The organism is Leptolyngbya sp. FACHB-60, from assembly GCF_014695775.1.
Classification (GTDB): Bacteria; Cyanobacteriota; Cyanobacteriia; order Phormidesmidales; family Phormidesmidaceae; genus Nodosilinea.
Genome location: NZ_JACJOX010000026.1, coordinates 89,466 through 106,882 on the forward strand (window position 1 = coordinate 89,466; position 17,417 = coordinate 106,882).

At 50.1% G+C, this 17,417-nt stretch carries 16 protein-coding genes, 1 tRNA gene and 1 pseudogene; 1 reads left to right on the plus strand and 17 read right to left on the minus strand.

Translation table 11 applies throughout. The features are described from left to right. Positions 1-99 precede the first annotated feature (99 nt). Positions 100-285: pseudogene (locus tag H6F57_RS28325) on the plus strand (alpha/beta hydrolase); the annotation flags it as partial. 98 nt (positions 286-383) lie between these two features. Here the strand turns inward: H6F57_RS28325 and H6F57_RS10305 are convergent. From H6F57_RS10305 to H6F57_RS10390, 17 genes are all read right to left on the minus strand, one after another. Further along, positions 384-548, minus strand: a complete 165-nt coding sequence (locus H6F57_RS10305; RefSeq protein WP_190630205.1) for a DUF1328 domain-containing protein — start codon at positions 546-548, stop codon at positions 384-386. A 264-nt stretch (positions 549-812) separates the two neighbouring features. Continuing rightward, positions 813-1,808 carry an aldo/keto reductase gene (locus H6F57_RS10310; protein ID WP_190630203.1) on the minus strand — a complete coding sequence of 332 codons (996 nt, stop codon included), beginning with the start codon at positions 1,806-1,808 and terminating at the stop codon, positions 813-815. A 62-nt stretch (positions 1,809-1,870) separates the two neighbouring features. Then, entirely contained in the window at positions 1,871-2,419 is a 549-nt protein-coding gene (locus H6F57_RS10315) for a methylated-DNA--[protein]-cysteine S-methyltransferase (protein ID WP_313933657.1), read from the minus strand. Between the two features lie 206 nt (positions 2,420-2,625). Continuing rightward, a tRNA-OTHER gene (locus H6F57_RS10320) sits at positions 2,626-2,694 on the minus strand. 1,784 nt (positions 2,695-4,478) lie between these two features. Further along, positions 4,479-4,628 carry a hypothetical protein gene (locus H6F57_RS10330; RefSeq protein ID WP_190630197.1) on the minus strand — a complete coding sequence of 50 codons (150 nt, stop codon included), beginning with the start codon at positions 4,626-4,628 and terminating at the stop codon, positions 4,479-4,481. Positions 4,629-4,632: 4 nt separating this feature from the next. After that, complete coding sequence (locus H6F57_RS10335) at positions 4,633-5,352, minus strand: tail fiber protein (protein WP_190630195.1); 720 nt, start codon at positions 5,350-5,352, stop codon at positions 4,633-4,635. Positions 5,353-5,375: 23 nt separating this feature from the next. Then, positions 5,376-5,672, minus strand: a complete 297-nt coding sequence (locus tag H6F57_RS10340; RefSeq protein ID WP_190630193.1) for a hypothetical protein — start codon at positions 5,670-5,672, stop codon at positions 5,376-5,378. Positions 5,673-5,952: 280 nt separating this feature from the next. Then, a complete protein-coding gene (locus H6F57_RS10345; protein WP_190630191.1) occupies positions 5,953-6,195 on the minus strand; it encodes an HK97 gp10 family phage protein in 243 nt (80 codons plus the stop codon). A gap of 84 nt (positions 6,196-6,279) precedes the next feature. Next, on the minus strand, positions 6,280-6,669 hold the full coding sequence (locus tag H6F57_RS10350; protein ID WP_190630188.1) for a hypothetical protein: 390 nt from the start codon (positions 6,667-6,669) through the stop codon (positions 6,280-6,282). A gap of 29 nt (positions 6,670-6,698) precedes the next feature. Further along, complete coding sequence (locus tag H6F57_RS10355; RefSeq protein ID WP_190795000.1) at positions 6,699-7,757, minus strand: hypothetical protein; 1,059 nt, start codon at positions 7,755-7,757, stop codon at positions 6,699-6,701. After that, entirely contained in the window at positions 7,754-8,497 is a 744-nt protein-coding gene (locus H6F57_RS10360; protein ID WP_190630183.1) for a hypothetical protein, read from the minus strand. The genes H6F57_RS10355 and H6F57_RS10360 overlap by 4 nt, the downstream gene beginning before the upstream one ends. Positions 8,498-8,643: 146 nt before the next feature. Continuing rightward, positions 8,644-10,425 carry a nuclease-related domain-containing protein gene (locus tag H6F57_RS10365; RefSeq protein ID WP_190630181.1) on the minus strand — a complete coding sequence of 594 codons (1,782 nt, stop codon included), beginning with the start codon at positions 10,423-10,425 and terminating at the stop codon, positions 8,644-8,646. A gap of 414 nt (positions 10,426-10,839) precedes the next feature. Continuing rightward, positions 10,840-12,390 (minus strand): hypothetical protein, encoded by a 1,551-nt coding sequence (locus H6F57_RS10370; protein WP_190630179.1) that lies wholly within the window; start codon positions 12,388-12,390, stop codon positions 10,840-10,842. A gap of 618 nt (positions 12,391-13,008) precedes the next feature. After that, positions 13,009-13,851, minus strand: coding sequence for a hypothetical protein (locus H6F57_RS10375; RefSeq protein WP_190630177.1), 843 nt, complete (start codon positions 13,849-13,851; stop codon positions 13,009-13,011). 191 nt (positions 13,852-14,042) lie between these two features. Further along, positions 14,043-14,306, minus strand: coding sequence for a hypothetical protein (locus H6F57_RS10380; protein ID WP_199289917.1), 264 nt, complete (start codon positions 14,304-14,306; stop codon positions 14,043-14,045). Positions 14,307-14,752: 446 nt separating this feature from the next. After that, entirely contained in the window at positions 14,753-16,105 is a 1,353-nt protein-coding gene (locus H6F57_RS10385) for a nucleotide disphospho-sugar-binding domain-containing protein (RefSeq protein ID WP_242024995.1), read from the minus strand. Positions 16,106-16,847: 742 nt separating this feature from the next. Next, positions 16,848-17,378: a GNAT family N-acetyltransferase gene (locus H6F57_RS10390; protein WP_190630174.1), complete on the minus strand. Its 531-nt coding sequence runs from the start codon at positions 17,376-17,378 to the stop codon at positions 16,848-16,850. Positions 17,379-17,417 lie beyond the last annotated feature (39 nt).

The following is a 17,417-nucleotide window of genomic DNA, read 5'->3' on the forward strand; positions in this document are numbered from 1 at the left end:
TGTTCGCCCAGCCTCTGAGCTATCTAGCTTAGAACTTATAGATAGACCGGTTATTGCTTACATCCTGCTGGTGTAGATTTTAGTAGCTCAAGGTTAAGAATAATACCAACTCTGATTATTCATGGCACAGAAGATTGTGTTTTACCCTATGCCCATGGCTTGGCATTGCAAGCAGAGATTCAGGGGGCTGTATTACTACCATTGCTTGGAACAGGACACGAACTACATCGCGCTGATTGGCCTGTCATTCTTGAAGCTATAGAGCAGCAAACCGTATCACGGTGAGATACAGATATATAAAAAAATCTCCTTTCCTCAACTGAGGAAAGGAGATTTTTAACACAAGACTAAGGTGTTTCTAAACAATCGCTGGCTGCAAAAGCCTAGGCGCGCTTGAGGAGATTCATGATCAGAGACACGACAAAGATAGCCAGGAAAATGTAGAACAAAATTTGGGCAATGCCTGCGGCGGTGCCAGCTACGCCACTAAACCCAAAGAACGCGGCAATCAAAGCTACGACCAGGAAAATCAACGCGTAACGCAGCATGGGTGTTCTCCAAAACTGGGGACAGGAACTCAATTGTCTCGACTGATGCGACCATTATCGAGACGGGTGAGCTAACCATACATCTCCCCTACGGTCACTCCTGATCTCTAGTTAATGACGTAGGCGAAAACGACCGATATCTATCCCAATAGAGAGACAAGATTACTGAATACAGGTGTAGCTCAACAATTCAACGTATCTCACAGGGGCAAACAGCCGTTTGCTCGGCCCAAATTCATGCCACCGTTCAGCAACGCCGAGAGGCTAGCGAGATTGAAAGTTGTTCTGCACCATTCGACCCTCGCTACGGTTGGCTGCCCGATCGAGCGATTCAATTTCTCCACTGTCTAATCGCCAGCCCAGGGCATCGGTGTTTTGCTGAGCTTGAGCTAGGGTTTTGGCCCCTGGAATTGGCATTGTGCCTTTGCAAATGCACCAGTTGAGGGCCACCTGGGCCGAGGTTTTTTGGCGGTGGGCGGCGATCGCCCCCAGCACATCTAGTAACGGCTGAATTTTGGGCAACAGTCGGCGGAACAACAGGCCCCGCAGGCCTGAAGGAAACGGCCCCTGCGCCGAGTATTTGCCGGTCAGCAACCCCAGCGCTAAGGGGCTATAGGCGATCAGACGAATGCCTAGCTCATCGCAGAGATCCTTCAGGCCCAGCTCGGTGACCGGGTAGGTGGACAGCAGCGAATACTGCACTTGCAGCGTGGCGATCGCCAGCCCCCGCTCCTGAAACCGCTGGTGGGCCAGCCTGAGCCGCTTGGGGCCAAAGTTCGACAGGCCCACGGCCTTAGCTTGGCCCTGCGCGCACAACTCCATCAGCCCGTCGAGAAATGGCCCTTCCTGCCAGGGGGCGTAGTTGGCGGTAGACCAGTGCATCTGGGCCAGGTCGATGGGGCGACCCAGCCGCTCGACGGAGGCGGCTCCGGCTTTCACCACCGACCCGGCGGTGAGCCGCCAGGGGTAGGCGGCTAGCTTCGTCGCTAGGCAGAGGGAATCTCGGTTTGGCCCCGTGTAGCTCTGGGCAAATTGCCCCAGCAAAACTTCGCTGCGACCATTTAGCCGCCCGGTGCCGTAGGAGTCGCCGCTGTCGAACAGAGTAACGCCGTGGCTGAGGCAGTGGTCAAAGACCTGTTGCAGCTCGCCATCCATGGCTGGGTCGTAGCCCCACAGCAGCCGGTTGCCCCAGGCCCAGGTGCCGCAGCCCATCTCGGGCAGGGTCAGGGGCGATCGCAAATCCGGTGCAGAGAGGGTCATGGGGTACGCCAAGGGAAACGGCCATCTCTCATTATTCCAGGCTGGGTGGCCCCGATATGTACCTAAAGCCCTAGCGCTAATTCCTGCTGGGTTGAGCCCCGGTTGGCTAAATCTACGCCTTCGTGGTGCAGTAGCCACTGCTTGCGCTCTAGGCCGCCCGCGTAGCCAATGAGCTGGCCGTTGGTGCCGACAACACGGTGGCAGGGCAGAGCGATCGCTACGGGGTTGAGCGAGTTGGTCATGCCCACCGCCCGATAGGCCGTGGGTTTGCCCAATTTTGCCGCCAGTTCGCCGTAGGTAGTCACTGTGCCAGCGGGGATCTGGCGCAGCGCTAGCCACACCTGCTGCTGAAACGCGGTGCCCCCAGGGTTGACAGGCACCGAGTCGAAACTGTGCAAATCGCCCGCTAGGTAGGCTCTGAGGCGATCGCTAAAGCCCTGGGGGTTGGTGCAGGGCTTTAGCGTGACTGCCGTAAACCGCTTGTTGAGTAAGGTCAGCAGGCGAGTTTCATAGCCGGCAAAGTCGAGGGCGCAGAGCGACACGCCATCGGACACCAGCACAATATCGCCGATCGCAGAGGGCAGGGTGTCAATCCAGAGTTCGGTGGGCACAGGCATTTCGGCAAGAACGTTGCTAAATCGGGGAATGAACCCTTGGTTAATCCACTAATAGCCTGATCGATGCGATCATGCCAAAAATTCGCTCTAATTCTGAACTAATTTTCTATGCAATCACGGCAGTTTTCTACAGCAAAGCTGCCGTAATTGACATTTGAGCCAATGACCGCATGGTGAGCTGCAAGCTTGAAACCACAGTACGGAGAGGGAGGGATTCGAACCCTCGGTCCTTGCGGACACCCGATTTCAAGTCGGGTATACCAATCCCCGGAAAAGGTTGACTGATGGGTGTTCTAGCCCTGGTGGTAAACGGTTATCCCCGACCTACCACCATTTTTACCACCCATGCGTTCAAAAGTTGGCATCACATCCAGTCATGGAGCCCTTCAACTACGGTTCCTTTGGGGAGGCAAGCGGAAGTATTTGTCAATTGGTCTACGGGAGGGGCTAGACGGCAGGGAGTTGGCTCAGCTCAAAGCTCAGCTTCTAGAACATGACTTGGCTTATGACTGCGTAGACAAAACTTTCAACCGTTATCGGATCCAACCTCCTAAGAAAAAAGAACCAGAGAAGGTTCTCCCGATCTTAACCCTGGCAGAGCTTTGGGCAAGGTATCTGGTCTTTAAGGCTCCGCAGGTTAGTCCCACCACGCTGGATGGGCAGTACAAAACTGTCTCGAACCATCTAAAGTCCTGCCCCAGTACAAAACCTGAGCAAGCGATAGCGGTTAGGGACTGGCTACTTAGCCACTACACCCGAGACTCATCGCGGCGCACCCTCGTCCAGTTGAACGCGTGCTGTAGGTGGGCCATCCAGTCCCAGTTAATAAAAGGTAACCCTTTTCTTGGGCTGGCTGAGGAACTTAGAAAGAGCCCACCTACAAGTTGTCGCCCGTTCGCTCCCGATGAGACTGCGGCCATCCTTAAGTCATTCGAAGGATCAGTCTATTACCCCATAGTGAAATTTCTCTTCCTAACAGGCACAAGAACCGGAGAAGCTAGAGGAATACGCTGGAGACACGTTAGGGAAGAACACTTAAAAATCTATGAATCTCTGTCAGGGGCAAAAAATCGCATTACCGACACTAAGACCCATAGAGCTAGAAAGCTACCCTGTAACGATCAGCTTCACCAATTTCTTCAAACTTTGAGGCCAGCTGAAGCTAAGCCAGAAGATTTGCTATTTAACGTTCCAAACTTAAGAGCCTTTCAAGCTGGATGGCAGCGGCGGGTTACTCGATTGGTATCCCAAGGTCTAGTGGCCGAATATCGTTCGCAGTATCACACTAGGCATACCTTCGCGACTAATTGCCTAGAGGCTGGAGTGCCCATTCGACAAGTAGCCGAGTGGTTGGGCGACAGCCCTGAAACAGTACTCAAACATTATGCTGGAATAATCCACCAATACGTCCCGCCTGAGAATCTTTAACCTCATTAATGAAATGAAAAAGACTTACACACTCTGGTGTCAATACTGCAACTCACCGTTCACAGCCACTTATAAGGAAAAACGTTGCTGTTCCCACGAATGTAGTGTAAATCTTCGTAGGAGAAAACGAAGTCGCTGGGCACGCCATCAGGCAGCGTATCGAGACCCAATAATAGAAATACTGATGTTCTTGGATTGTAAGCCCAGCGAATTAAAGCAACATTTCGCTGAACTTCAAGTGGAAATTCCAGACCAGAATATTTGGATAGGACTCCACGGTCAATCCTGTCCTCTTACGCTAGAACCCTGGCGGCACGATAATGGCACCTCAGAAGTTTGAGGGCTTCTGAGCAATATCGACTCACCCAAAAAGCTCTGATGAATTTGTTTAGGACAATGCTGGGCTGCATGATAGGGTGAGCTGCACCGCCGCCCTGATTGTTGATGGTTATAGCAGGCTGAGCCCCTTGAATTGAGACGCCCGTCCCAGAGTTCGAGACAGACACCCCAGTATCACTAACCCCAATAGAAGCATTAATCGTTGCGGGGTTTAAGGAAATACCTGTGCCACTGCTGGTGATAAATGCAGTGAAAACAGGAAGGTTGAAGTTAAATTCGGTTTGGATTACCGACTGACCGGGGCCAGGGCCACCTCCAGCATTACTACGCGCGGCATGATTGTGTCCAGGGTCATTAACCCCGTGGCTGTGAGGAGATTGACTAAAGGCGTGGGTATGCCCAGGGTCACTGATTGGGTAATTGTGTCCAGGGTCATTGACCTAGTGGCTATGCGCCGTCTGACTAGCATTGTGTCCGTGAGGAGGCATCTGAGCGACCATAAGGGTGACGGTTTCAGCGCCGGTCTTAGTGCCTAAAGGACGGTTAGTTAAAATGCCATCAGTACCGGCTCCCAGGGTTACTCGCTGCCGGCAATCTGGGACTCGAAACGTTCCTAGAGGGTCACCAATATTGTTGTAGGTAGTGCCACTCGCAGCGTGCAATAGAGGGTAGGCCGCAACAGCGTAGCTTGCCCCATCGCACAACAACCAGCCTGCTTCAGGAGTAGCACGAGCGGACTCTTTAATATCCCCAATACTGAAGATGGAAGCCGCTGAAATGTTGACAGGTGTAACTTGTTCAACAGCCTGATACCGTAAGTCTGAAAGGGTAGTAATCGCCCCAGCAGAGGTTGCAAAATAGGCTAGGGGAACACAAATCTGTGGGAAGGTTGCTCCCTGCACGACCGCGCCAGTGTCATCAATATAAATGCGGCCTGATGTGTTATCAGGCAAGGTAAGAGACCCAGCGCTGATTGCTACAGAGCTACCACTGGTAAGTAGTACTGCGGCAGAGGTGTAGCTTACCGATAGCCCCGAGACTTCGGTAATCTTGATTCGATTCTTCCAGTTGTAGAACTGGGCTTTTATTTGGTCTGGTTCATCGTCTAACCAATCATCAATTACCTTGGGGCCATGACCATATTCGTCTTCGCCGGTCATTTGAGGAAACCCAGCTGCGTTGGCTAGCGAATCCTGCCAAACATCGCCTGTATTAAGTGTGGGCCTTGCCATTCAATCAAATCCTTGTACTCAAAAAGAAGCCCGACGTTGCCGATGAGCAAGCCAATCAGTCGCGGCGGTGCCGAGGTGATGTATGGTCGAGGGACGACGAGATAATCTTTAATGGTTGAAGCAGTGCGTGTATCGTTGAGAAATTGATGACGAAACAATAGAGTGCACCGCTGAGGAAGACCCAATCTAGTTTCGATAACGGCAAAAACGCTCTCAACTCCAGCAAGTTTTTGAAAAAGGTTTGGCATCTTTGAGCCGGTGTTGAGGAAAAGATTTATGAGTATTTATACTCAAAATAATAATCACAGGACACTTATAATGTAATTATGAGGTAAAAATCTCATGATTATTCTGTGATAATCGATTTTTGAGGTCAAAATTGGCCTCACTAGAGATAACAGCGGGGCAATTATAGTGTAATTATTTCGTGGTTATTAGATAAGTATAGTGTGATTATTCTGTGATTATTTTTTGAGTGCAAATACTTAAAGCAAGAACTTTTAAGTCTTGCAATGAGATTGAGCTATCTCAATTCATTTCACGCTCAATATTTTCGTCAAGCGCGCGCGACAGGTAGCGATCGATCTCGGGTTGAGAGTGGCTAGCCATCAAAACTTTTTGCTCAACGAACTTGGTGTACGGGGCTGAATTGGAAAAGTAAAAAGAATTCCAGCTTTCGATTTTGCTGAACCAAGAATTTCGCAGTCTCCCCGTGCGAACGGGTGTTCTCGCTTTGAGAATCCCCATGCCGTATTCGGCGGTGTCTTCCATTGATTGGGTGACAGCGCGACGGAAATGTTTTAGAGGATTCTCGTGGAGAGGCCCGGACGCTACGAAGGAAACTTTCATTTGTGGTTACTGGTACTGAGTTGTATGTCTCTTAGCCGGGGAGTACTTGCTCCAGTAAATCGGAAGGTTGACGCGGCGGGCCAGCTCTTCGAGAAGAGTATGGCCATCGCAGTTCAGATGTTGAAGGTGAAGCTTCCAGTTCAGCTTGGTATGACTCGTTGAGCCTGCCATGCTGGACTGGCGTGCTTCCTTCTTCTGCTCATCGATTTCGTCAAGCTCATCGAAGATGACAGACACCCGGTCGATGGTGGCCTGAGAGTACTCCTCCTCCAGTCGCCGCTTGAGGAGGAGTAACCCATCGCTCGCGTAACCAGTTTGAAGAAGGATTACTCCGTCGCTCGGGTAGCCCAGCCTGATGAAAATATCTTCGATTACGCTAGGGTCGAGCTTGGCCATGCTTATTTCCAGAGGAGTGAGTGAAGAACTTAGGCCGCAGCGTTAGACACGTCATCCAGCACAGACAAAGCCTGAACGGGGTCGTGAGCCTTAAGCTGCAAGGAGATCGAAATCTCAGCTTTGAAAACGTCGGGATGGTTGTCGCTAACGTCAGCCATGCGGAACTTCAGGCCTTGGTAGGAGAAGAAGGAGATCTTGTTATCGATAGTGCCGGACGCGCCCTCTTCATCGAAAACGTAGAGATCCATCTTTGAGGGGTCGATGAACTGCATTTTGTTAGCGGTCGCAGCTACAACATCGCTGATGACAGGAATGCCTTTGATGGCATAGCCAGCGAATTGCTGAATGTTCGCGACCATGTTGCCGTAATCAGCATTGACCTGAGTCTCAGCCTGATAAAGCTTTCTCAGTACGTCTTGGTCAATCTCATCGCTAGTCAAGATGAAAAGATTTGTCCCATTGTTTCGAGCAGAGGTCGCGCCAGCCACCCGACGAGCGCGCAGCAAAGCAGTGACACGGCCTACGGTCAGAGCCTCAGGGGTGCCAGGAGTTGCACCCTGCTTAACGATGCATTTCCAGCGTGGGTAAGTGGAGCGAGAGATGCCAGCGTAGCTACCCGTTTGGGCCGCGATCATGTTTAACCCAATTACTCCAAAGTGAGTGGCGTTAGCAGTGCCATTGCCGGTATACAGCACTCCATTAATCTGCTGGGTAAGAGACCGAAGAGCATCAGCGACTTCAGTGCCTACAGCAGAACGAACCGCCTGGATTTTGCCAGTAGCAGTAGCTTCGATGAGGTCACGACGACGAACGTTCATCTGATACTTGAAGTAGTAATCGGGAACGGTCAGGGCAGCTTCCCCAAGGGAACCAGCAGTATCGTCAGCTAGAGAGCCAGCGAGAGCACGGCCCGCAGAGGCAGCATCAGTTAAACGAGCAGACCATTCGATGGGGCGTTGACGAGTAAGTTGTGAGCAAGATGCTAGAAGACCCAAAAGAGGGGTTTCAACCAAGCGAGTCTCGGCCAACGTTTGTTCGGCCACAGCCGACATGAGGTCAGCAGGGCTGTAGGTGTTGATATTTGTCATTGTTGTTTTGCTTTACGGATGAAAAGGTTGAAGAGCGAGTTTTGCTTCGCCACTCTGAAGCTCTGCCGTGATCTGTTCGAGGCGAGAGCTGTAGGTGGTTTTAGCGGGGGCAGTAGTAGACTTCGTTTCGGTGCTTCCCGCCCCGCTGACACCAGAGGGGGGATGAAAAATTTACCTTCGTCAGAAGCCAGAAACTTTGTGATGGTCGTTTCTAGAGGAGCGACATCATCGTCCCCATGTTTAACGAACCACTGGTCGCCTTCCTGCTGAATCTTGTCGCCGTGGTCAGCTAGGAATAAGCGGTAAAGAACCTTTTGGCTCAGTGCGCCAGTGCCTGCAATCGCCTGGGTGAGGGCTGAATTTCGCTTGGCCTGAAGAGTCTCTTGTCGTTCCCGCTCACGCTCAGCTTGAAGCTCAGCGAATTGGGTCTGGAGAGCTTTGAGGGTCAGCTTCTGACTGCCGGTATCGTCAGGACTTTCAGCGCTAGAGTCAGCCGCTGGGGTCTGAGGCGCATCCGTCATCTTCTGTAGCTGCTTCTTCATGGAAGCTACAGCACCAGCATTGGCAGTATTGACCTCGGCTAACACTTCAGTCTTGAAGGTGTTCAGGAGAGTGGTTAGATGCTCTAGGGTTAGAGCTTCGGGCTGGGAAGTTTCTGACTGGTTGAGGTCTTCTGATGTCGTCATATTAATAAATGTCCGTTTAGGATTTCTCTGCATTGGCAAAAAAAACCGCCCCAACTGCAGTAGGTCGTGGACGGCTATATCTGGATATTTATAGAGCCCCTTACCAGTAGGGGCATTCACTTAAGCTTTCGCTTTTCTAGAATGAGGTTTAGGACAAAGAAGTATTGTCATTTTGGTAACAGAATCAGATTTTTAGTTGTTTAAGCAACGTCTTCATCTCTATGTCTGAAGGTACTAGTATTCTGAATACACTGCATTATTTCAGAGGCTCTCACTAGTCTGCCAGCCTGACTGTTTTTTACATCTTGCTCCACAGCCTCAATTGTATTAATAAGGTTATCTAGTATTGTCACACGACGAAATTCGCTTAGCTTCGCGGGTATGTCAGATATGTCAGCTTCACTCTTGAATACGACAATACCGTATGAGTAAGCTATCCTTTTTCGGGGTGATTTCTTTAAGCTAGGCCATTTTTTCGACAGGTCTTCGAATACTCGCATTAATGACTTAGCATATGTATCAACCTGCATATAAGGATTGACTCCCCAACAGGACGCAACCTCTATCTGGTGACCCTTTGAGTTCTGGCAATACCAACGGCTATTAAGAATGTTTTGACCAGAGATTATTTTTCCGCCATAGCCCTTGGCTTCTATGACCGCTAAAAAGGATTGGCCAACCACTATGAAGTCAGTTGCTTGACTGCATTTCCCATCTCGACTTGCGTCGTATCTAAATAGGTATTCCCATTCTCTAGATCTAATCTTTTCGCAGTCATTTAGGACTCTGATCACTTCTTTTTCAAACTCATTCGCATCCTGGTTTGGCTGAGACACCTCTAGCAGCTGCCTCTTGAAAAAATCGTTTTCCTCAGCAAGAGTCTGGTTTTTTAGAACCATCTCTTCTTTTGAGTGATAAACTTCTTCAGCTCTTCTCTCAGCTTCATCCTTTTCTTGATGAGCCTTGTCAAGTTGCTGTTCGTAAAGCGCCTTTATCTGCTGCTCGGATCTAACTTGAGCGTCTTTAGTTGAGAGTTGTTGGCTTAACTTTTCCCTGTCTTGTAGAAGCTGGCTAAATTCTTGCCTCAGTTTTTGCTGATCTTGGAGCTTGCTTTGCTGGGCTGAACCTAGTTCTTTCTCCTTCTGTTGTAACAACTCTTTGTTTTCAAGCAACTGCTTCTGAATATCGATTCGAGACTGTTCATCGGCTTTAATCCTGTCATCCTTAATCTGAATCTCATTCTTTAGCTGCTGGATCTGGTGAATAGCTTGACTCCTATCTTGGTGAAGATTCTTTAGTTGGATTTCTTTGTCATAAATTGTTTGCTGGTGTAGCTGAACAATTTTTTGACTATCGCTGAATTGACCCTCTAGCAGCTGGTAGTCATTTAGCTGGTGTTGAATTCTAAGTTCTTGAGCCTCGGCTTCGGCCTCTTTCTGTCTTAACAATGATTCTGATGTACGCTTTTGTTGCTTCCGCTTTCCGTTAGCTAACTCAACAACGGCCCATGACACAAAACCAAAAACAATAGCGAATGACGTTGTGAGAGCATAATACTTTTTAGCTCCGCTATCGACCCAAAACCCTTCTGGCCAGGTCTTTACCCACGATAAATAGGAGGGGAAAAAGCTTGGCGACAAGCCTCGAACATAATAAACTCGACCAATCACTTCACCTTGGTTGAGAAAACCAGTTGCCTTTCTAGCATCATCGCGCGAATTATCATATTTTCCCTCTGCGTACAGAGGCGGTGGATTTCTTAGTAGATCGTACTCAGACTTTGCAAGCGTGCTTGTATCAAGAAGCTTGCTCCAAGAGTAGGTTGAATCAGTCTTAAATCGAATTTCTTCGCCAGGGCAATCCCTTCTCTCTATCGTACAGTTCGTGACGACAAGCCCAAAGTGACCATAGTTGCTATCTAGTGTACGCTGAATTTCCCCCTCAGCTCCTGCCATAAGAGCGTGAGAGAGTTTAGTTGGCAAAGTGTGTGAAAGAATATTAAAATCTACTGTCTGAACTCTATAGATAGTGCTATTCCAATAGCCCTTATGGTTGACTTGGTTTATTAAGGTGGAAGCACCCAATGAAAAGCAAAAAACGTAAAATAACCGGCTGATCGAATTGTTTAGTATTGACGGCATAGGGAGGATATATGGCAGGAAAGCTATTTCTGCTTTCGCTGAAGTTCCTATTTGTCAGGCTGGGAATGGTAAAATTTTGAATAAGTTTGCCTCGCTTTTGTGAAAAATTGCTTATGAAGATAATTTAATGGTTCTGAATCTAAGATCTTTTTGGCACTTGTAAGACGTCTCTTCGCTGCGCAGCACTAGTGGAGCTAAGTCTCTGTTTCACAGAAACTTATGCAGTTTTTTTGTAAAGACCTCTAAAGACGACCTTTAAGCCTGCCTAATAAACTCTGTCTGAACAGGCTCAGGCATAGGCGCTGCAGCTGCTTCATCCAAAACGGTCTGCCGTTGCTCAGGTGTTAGATTTCCCATCAACAGGCTCAGCAACCGCTCACGAATCAAGACATGCAAAGTAGGTGTCAAAGACTGCTCTAGCCGCGCCAGGTCAATACCTAGCAACATGTTGAGAGCTTCGATGAGGTCAACTAAGCGATCGCCGCCAAATTCATCAAGGCCACTGACAGCAAGGCTTTCAGCATCTTGTGCTTCAGCCTTAGCAACCAGCTGGTAGATGTCTTGAAGACAGTCGGTCAGGATGTGACCATAGCTCTCAAGGCGAGCGTCCTCGATTTCGAAGTCCATTTCCTTGCTGATGCCTGAGGCCTCAATGGGCTCTTGGGTATAAGCGCCACCAGTGCCGAGGATGGCTCGAATCTGCTTCTCAGCACTCTCTAGAGCCTTATCGATGTGGAGGATGATGTCGCCCTTGGGCTCGCTCCACTCGAACTTATCAACCTGCAGAACGTACTGAAGGCCAGTAGGCAGAGGCTCGTCATCTCCGACATAGGTATCGCCCAAGTCGCCATCAGGTGTCTGGTGAGGTGTGTAGGTTCGTTGTAGATATGATGCTGTCAGTAGGTCATAACGATGGCACTCAAGCCTTAAGCATTCTTCAGCTTTAGGGCTCGCGTGGTTGCCACTCCATTTACCGTCGGGCAACTCCAGTTTGGCGCTCGGGATAACCCCAAAGCCGTGAAGCACCAGACTTGTTAGAGGAACCTTGGGTTCTCCATCAGTCGTAGGCAAAGGCTCGCCCTTGTCGTCTAAGAGCTCAATGATTTGCCCCTGAGAGCCAAGCTTAACGAAGCTCTCGTAGACAGCAATTTGCTCGTTGTCTATATAAGTCCAGCGGGCCAGCTTTAGGGGCTTACGCAGCGGGTCAGAGGTGTCATCCAAAAGCTGAAAGACCTTAACCCAGTTCAGCTTGCCGTTGGATTCAGACCACATCGGCACCTGAACAGCAGGGTACAAAACGAGATTCGTGCGCAGGCCTAACTGCTCTTCTTCAGCACGCGATCTCGGCTCTACAGGCGCTTTGGGTTTGTCAATGTGAATAACGACCGTTCGATACTTCAAGCCCTCAGCGAACAGCTGCTCGATTAACTGAGTCTTAGTACGACCTTGGCCATTGTTATCTTCTTTAAACGCTTCCCAGAAGGACTCATTGGTAACGTTACTGAGTTGAATCGTGCCCAAGGTGAGCTTAGCGGCCATTTGGCTAATGCAGGGGCCCAACACGCCGCTATAAGCAAATTTTTCTAAACGCGCCTCGTAGATCGCGTCCTCCTCGCCCGGTCGCTGCTTGAGAAACATCCCGAGCTTGTCGCGCAGCCGCCAGCCACCCTCGACCAGCAACTGGATTCTCTCTAAGTGAGGCTTAGCCGCGCTGAAGTCGGGGTGCTCGGCCTGCAGCACTTTGAGAGAAATCTGAGGAGGGTAGCTCATGCGATCGCGAGAGTCGGATTTAATGTCTTGTTTCAAAGTCGTCGGGATTTATTGGCTTGTTGTAGGGCTGGACATTCAGTCACCCGCAACTAGCCGTGTTGCCCGTTTTCAGGTTTCCAGCGTTGGCGATCGTTTCATTCCCACAGTCACAAGTGCAGTGCCACGCCCTCAGATTCCCCTTCTTTTTCTTCTTCATCAGATGGCGAGCGGTCAGCATGCCGAACTTTCGACCAGTCAAGTCCTGTGGGGTGGGTCCGGCCATAGGCTTACGAGGCTTAGGGAGTTTCGGCTCCTTCTTAGCTTTGTGGGAGCCACAATCTACTGCGGTTCCTCTCCGAAGGTTGGAATGGCATGCGATTCGTTCTCTGCCGCAATCGCAAAAACATTTCCATTTGCGCCCTGTGGTCGATTCAACCTCACCCACGACAAGTAGCTGACCGTATTTGTCACCGATTAAGTCGAGCTTCCTCATAGGGTTGAGACAGCCACAGCTTCGTATACCCTTTCTCTTTAGGTAATTGCCAGAGAAAGTTTTCTCAGTCCCGCAAACGCATCGAGTAAGCCAGAATGTCCGTGGGCGTGGGTCAGGCACTCGTCTAAGAACGGTGAGACTTTCGAACTTCTCATCGGTTAAGTCGCGTACTTTAGACATGTTTAAGCCGCTGAGAGATTTAGGACGTGATCGCCGTGGTGGAACTCGACTGTGGCGGCTGCGTGCATGGCCGCGTCAAGGCAGTGGTCTTGCTGCCCTTTGGCGGGTTTATTGAGCAAGTTCCCGTCCGCGTCCTTCTCCCTGTGATAACTAGCGAACTCGTCGTATAGAGCCGCTGTCTTAGGGAGGAAGAACAACCTATTTTGGAAGAACAAGCTGTCGCCAATAGCTACTCGTTCCATAGGACTGGGCTTGTTACGCTTGACTTCGACTGAACGCTGCAGCCCTTTGATACCTTGAGCTTTGCCATAGCGACGAAAGTTGAGGATTGAACCAGGACGATCGTCTGGCAAGTAGCCTCGGTACAAGTTGTACTGAGCGCAGAATTTAGAAGCCTGCTCTAGAAGCTGAGGTTCAGTAACCGGCTGACCCGAATCGTTTTTCCAGAAATCTAATAAGTAATAGGTGCCACTATGGGTTAAGCCCACAACGACCATCGCGGGATTGATGTCGCCAAAGTCCAAACCTAGATAAACGGCCCGAAATGAATCAGGCACTTCCTCGGTAATGTGATGTCTTTCGAGTGAGCTGAAGAGAGCACCCTCAAAATCCTCCCAACTCGCTTGAAACTCTTGACGGAAAACCTTCGGCGGTAACTCAACACGGGCACGCTCCAAATGTTGACGAGGGAAAAATGGATTGTCCTGGGTTACGAAGTGGTAGTAAGCCCAACCAGGTTCCTGTTTTGCCTGTAAGTGAATAGACTTAATCAGAATTAAAAAAAGCAGTCCATTCTTTACCTGAAATCGAACGTTCCTATGGTTACTGCATGCATTTACATGCAAAGCGATTTATTATCGATAAGGTCTAGATATCGCGAGATGACCTTGAGTACGTTAAAGTCCCTCGTCCTATCTTCGACACCTGGACCGATCTACTTTGCCATGCTCCCTGATTGGATAAAGTCGAGCTAAGAATCCATGCTGTGACTCTTGAGGTACTAATGAAAAAAGGGGAGCCAAAGCCACCCAGGAAACTAACCCCGCAGCTGCACCCGTGACCCGCGAGAGGCTGGCCCCAGAGACACCTGACCACCTGGAACAGTGCAGGGAATGGAAGCCGCAAACGACCCTGGCCCAGAGGACACAGAGCGCACCAAGATGGAGTAGCCCACGACCGCAGCCCAGCGAGTGGAGAAAGCCGAGGGCAACTCACTGAACCACACCTCAGCCACGAAGCCGGTAAACGACCTGTCGGACTCTCGCCAGTAGCACTCGATCGCACCAAACTCAGTAGCCAAAGCCTGAACGAACTCGTAAGAAACTGGAAGTATTTAAAAGCACCAACGCAACGCGCATTCCATACGCCTGCGTCTTCCCCCTCCGGTGGCGGTCAAACTAGGCGCAAGGGCAAGGCAGGCCCAAGAAAAAACTGCGAAGCACCACTAGAACGGCCTGGCGCAGCTTGGGAACCCCTTGCGCCGGGTTTAAAGGCGTAGAATAGCGTCCCCTGCGTTGGTCGCCCATCAAGGGTCCTGCCTACATCAAGCCAGCGATAAAGCAAAGCCGCATTGTTTGAGCAGGCTTACCTGACATCCAAAGCGCGATCGCAGCTCAGGATCAGCTTGAGGCACAACAGCCCTAATGGAATTTCACATCAGCCCTTGACCGATGCCCGCTCTGTACTCCCCAAACCCCTACACCCCGCTCTAAAGTCTTAAGGACCAATTTGTCCGTTGTTAAAGACCTACCGTCGAGCATTCAAAACTGGCTGACCTGTCTGTATGAGCTGTTCTACTAAGCCGGCGGCAAACCTTGTCCCTCCAGCCTGATCGATGGCAACCTGCATTTTGGCTGCACTCTCTCGATATTTCGGATCTTCTAATACCTTGCCAATGGCGACTCGCAACGTCTCTACACTGAGTTGTTTTAACGGGACTACTTCGCCTGCGCCAACGGCTGCAACCCTAGCCGCCATACCCGGTTGGTCAGTCGTGATAGGAATCGCTACCATCGGGACCCCAGCACTCAAACAATTAACAGCAGTGCTACCAGCATGGGTAATGACCAAAGCGGCCCGATTGATGAGTTTTTGATGGGGTGGAAAAGCTGCAACGATAGGGTTGCCAGCAAAATTCGCCTTTGATAAATCTGCATTAGGGTTACCTAATGAAATCACCAGTTGAGCATTAATATCTAAGCAAGCTTCTGCGATGACATGAAAAATCTCCCAGTTGCGACTCTGCAAAGTCCCTAATGAGGCGTATATCAGGGGTTTGTCGTTCAAGACTTCAAAGGAAAATGCTTGTTGGTCCAGACCAACGGGTTCTGCATCGTTAGGATTTTTAAGCGGACCTGCGTAATAAAACCAGGGGACAATCTTGGTCCGAGGGAAATCTAACTCCTGCGGCAGCTGAGCGATTTGCAGCAGTTGTGAGTAAGCATCATTGCGCCGTTTGTACCGGGGCAGTTGCCACAGCTTTCTTTGTTGTATTACTTCATTCCAGATAGAGCCCGTAAGGTAATCCAGCAAAAAAGTTCCCATTTGGTTGCGGAGCTTTGACACAGCTGTTGCTTTATATTTCCAGCTGGTAAAAAGTGGTGGAATTCCCGGCTCTCGATTAAGGGGCAGGGCATTGCAGACCGTGACAAAGGGCAAATTCAGGTGATCTGCAATAGTGCCTCCAGCAGTTGTGATTTGGTCAACTAGAAGCAGATCAATTCCTAGAGCACGAATCGCATCAGGAGCTTCCCGAAAAAACATCTTCAGCTCTTCTTGGAAAAAAGTGATAGCAAATTTGATGCCAGCTAAGCCGCTGAGTTGGCCTAGTTGCTCATACTTAGCATCTAAACTACCGGGCGGGAAATCTGTTGCGCCGATCTCATGAAAGTCAAGGTGAGTCTGTGATACCTTAACTCCGACATCGGGAGGACCCAAAAATGTGACGGTGTGGCCTCGTTCTTGCAATTCACTCCCCAAGTTGCACATGGGGTTGATATGGCCAATCGCGCCAGGGCAAAGAATACCAATATGAGACATACGGCCACCGGTAAAAGGCTTTTCCGATCCTCTGGCCAGTATAAGGTGATGAATACTCAAATTCACCTCATTGCAGCCATCAATTCGAGTGGAGTATGGCGTTGCGTAGTAATTGCCGCCATGTAAGGTTTCTTTTGATACGCCTAACTCTGGCCATTAAATAATGCGAATGCGTCGAGTAGAACGATGAAACCAAATGGCCAGCCCCCGCTAAAGTAGCCAAAGCTTTGAACATACCCGAGGCGCTGAAGCAGCAACTGGGTATCACCGATACAACAGAGCTTGAAATTCTTAACCTTTAGTTCCTGGCACACGCCGAGGGTTCTGCTTTGAAGCACTAAACCCGCTGTTGGAGGTACAGCGCCGCACCCATCGCAACCTACCCATGGTGCCCGAACAAAACTTCCACAGGCCAGCGGTGCCAGTGGGGGTTTCAGTATCAGGCTTATGATCTACCACAGATAGCGATCGCCGCTGTGGGCCTGTGGTGCCCCGGTCGGCGGGGGTGGTAGCAGGGGTAAGCTATTTGGCGTAAATAGAATTTCACATCTGCCCCTGGCAATCGCTGGGGGCTTTGTTTTGATTACCTTCAGTCGGAAGTCAGGGATAGGCAACCCGGCTAGCTGCGCGCGAAGGCAACTATTCAACCCACAAGCATCCAGCAGGTTAAGGCCATTGAGCACTCAGCTTGATAGATAGTCATCTCAGCTACCTCCCAACAGTGTCATTTATCCCATGCAAAGTCGATATTTTAGGAAACAGGTTGATTCGGGCGGTCTAACGACGAGGTGAGCGGTCGCGTTTAGCGGTCCGTCTCGACCGCCTTGTTAGCCAAATTACAACGGTAGCGGATATCTGTGACCTGGAAGTAATATCCAGGAACCAAAGGGCTCACTTTTTCGGCACCGTCCAACCGAAAACCAACTGCTTCATAAAAGCTTCGAGCAGATGGCAAAGCCGTCCAAAGCGTTGCCTCACTGAACCCTCGCTTCTCAAGCCCACGCAATGCAGCGCCAATCAGCTCTCGGCCAATACCGGTCCGCTGCTGATCGGAAGAAACGTAGATGGCGTATATCTCTCCCGTAGCCTTTTGGAGTCCTTCATTATCACGTGTAGTACCCGAGCTCACAAAACCGACGACCTGTTTATCAAGCTCGGCGACAAAAACGTCGACTTCATCGCTTGCCAAAACCTTGCGCCACCTTTCCTGGCTTTCGGCATTTGCTCGAGGCGCGGAAAGCTCCGACAGAATTGATGCTGGCACAAGTCCTCTGTACGCTGCCTGTTTTGATGCGACGTGTACTGCAGAAATTACTTCAGCGTCTGACACCATGGCTTTTCTTATTAAAGCACTATCCCTCATAAAAACTTC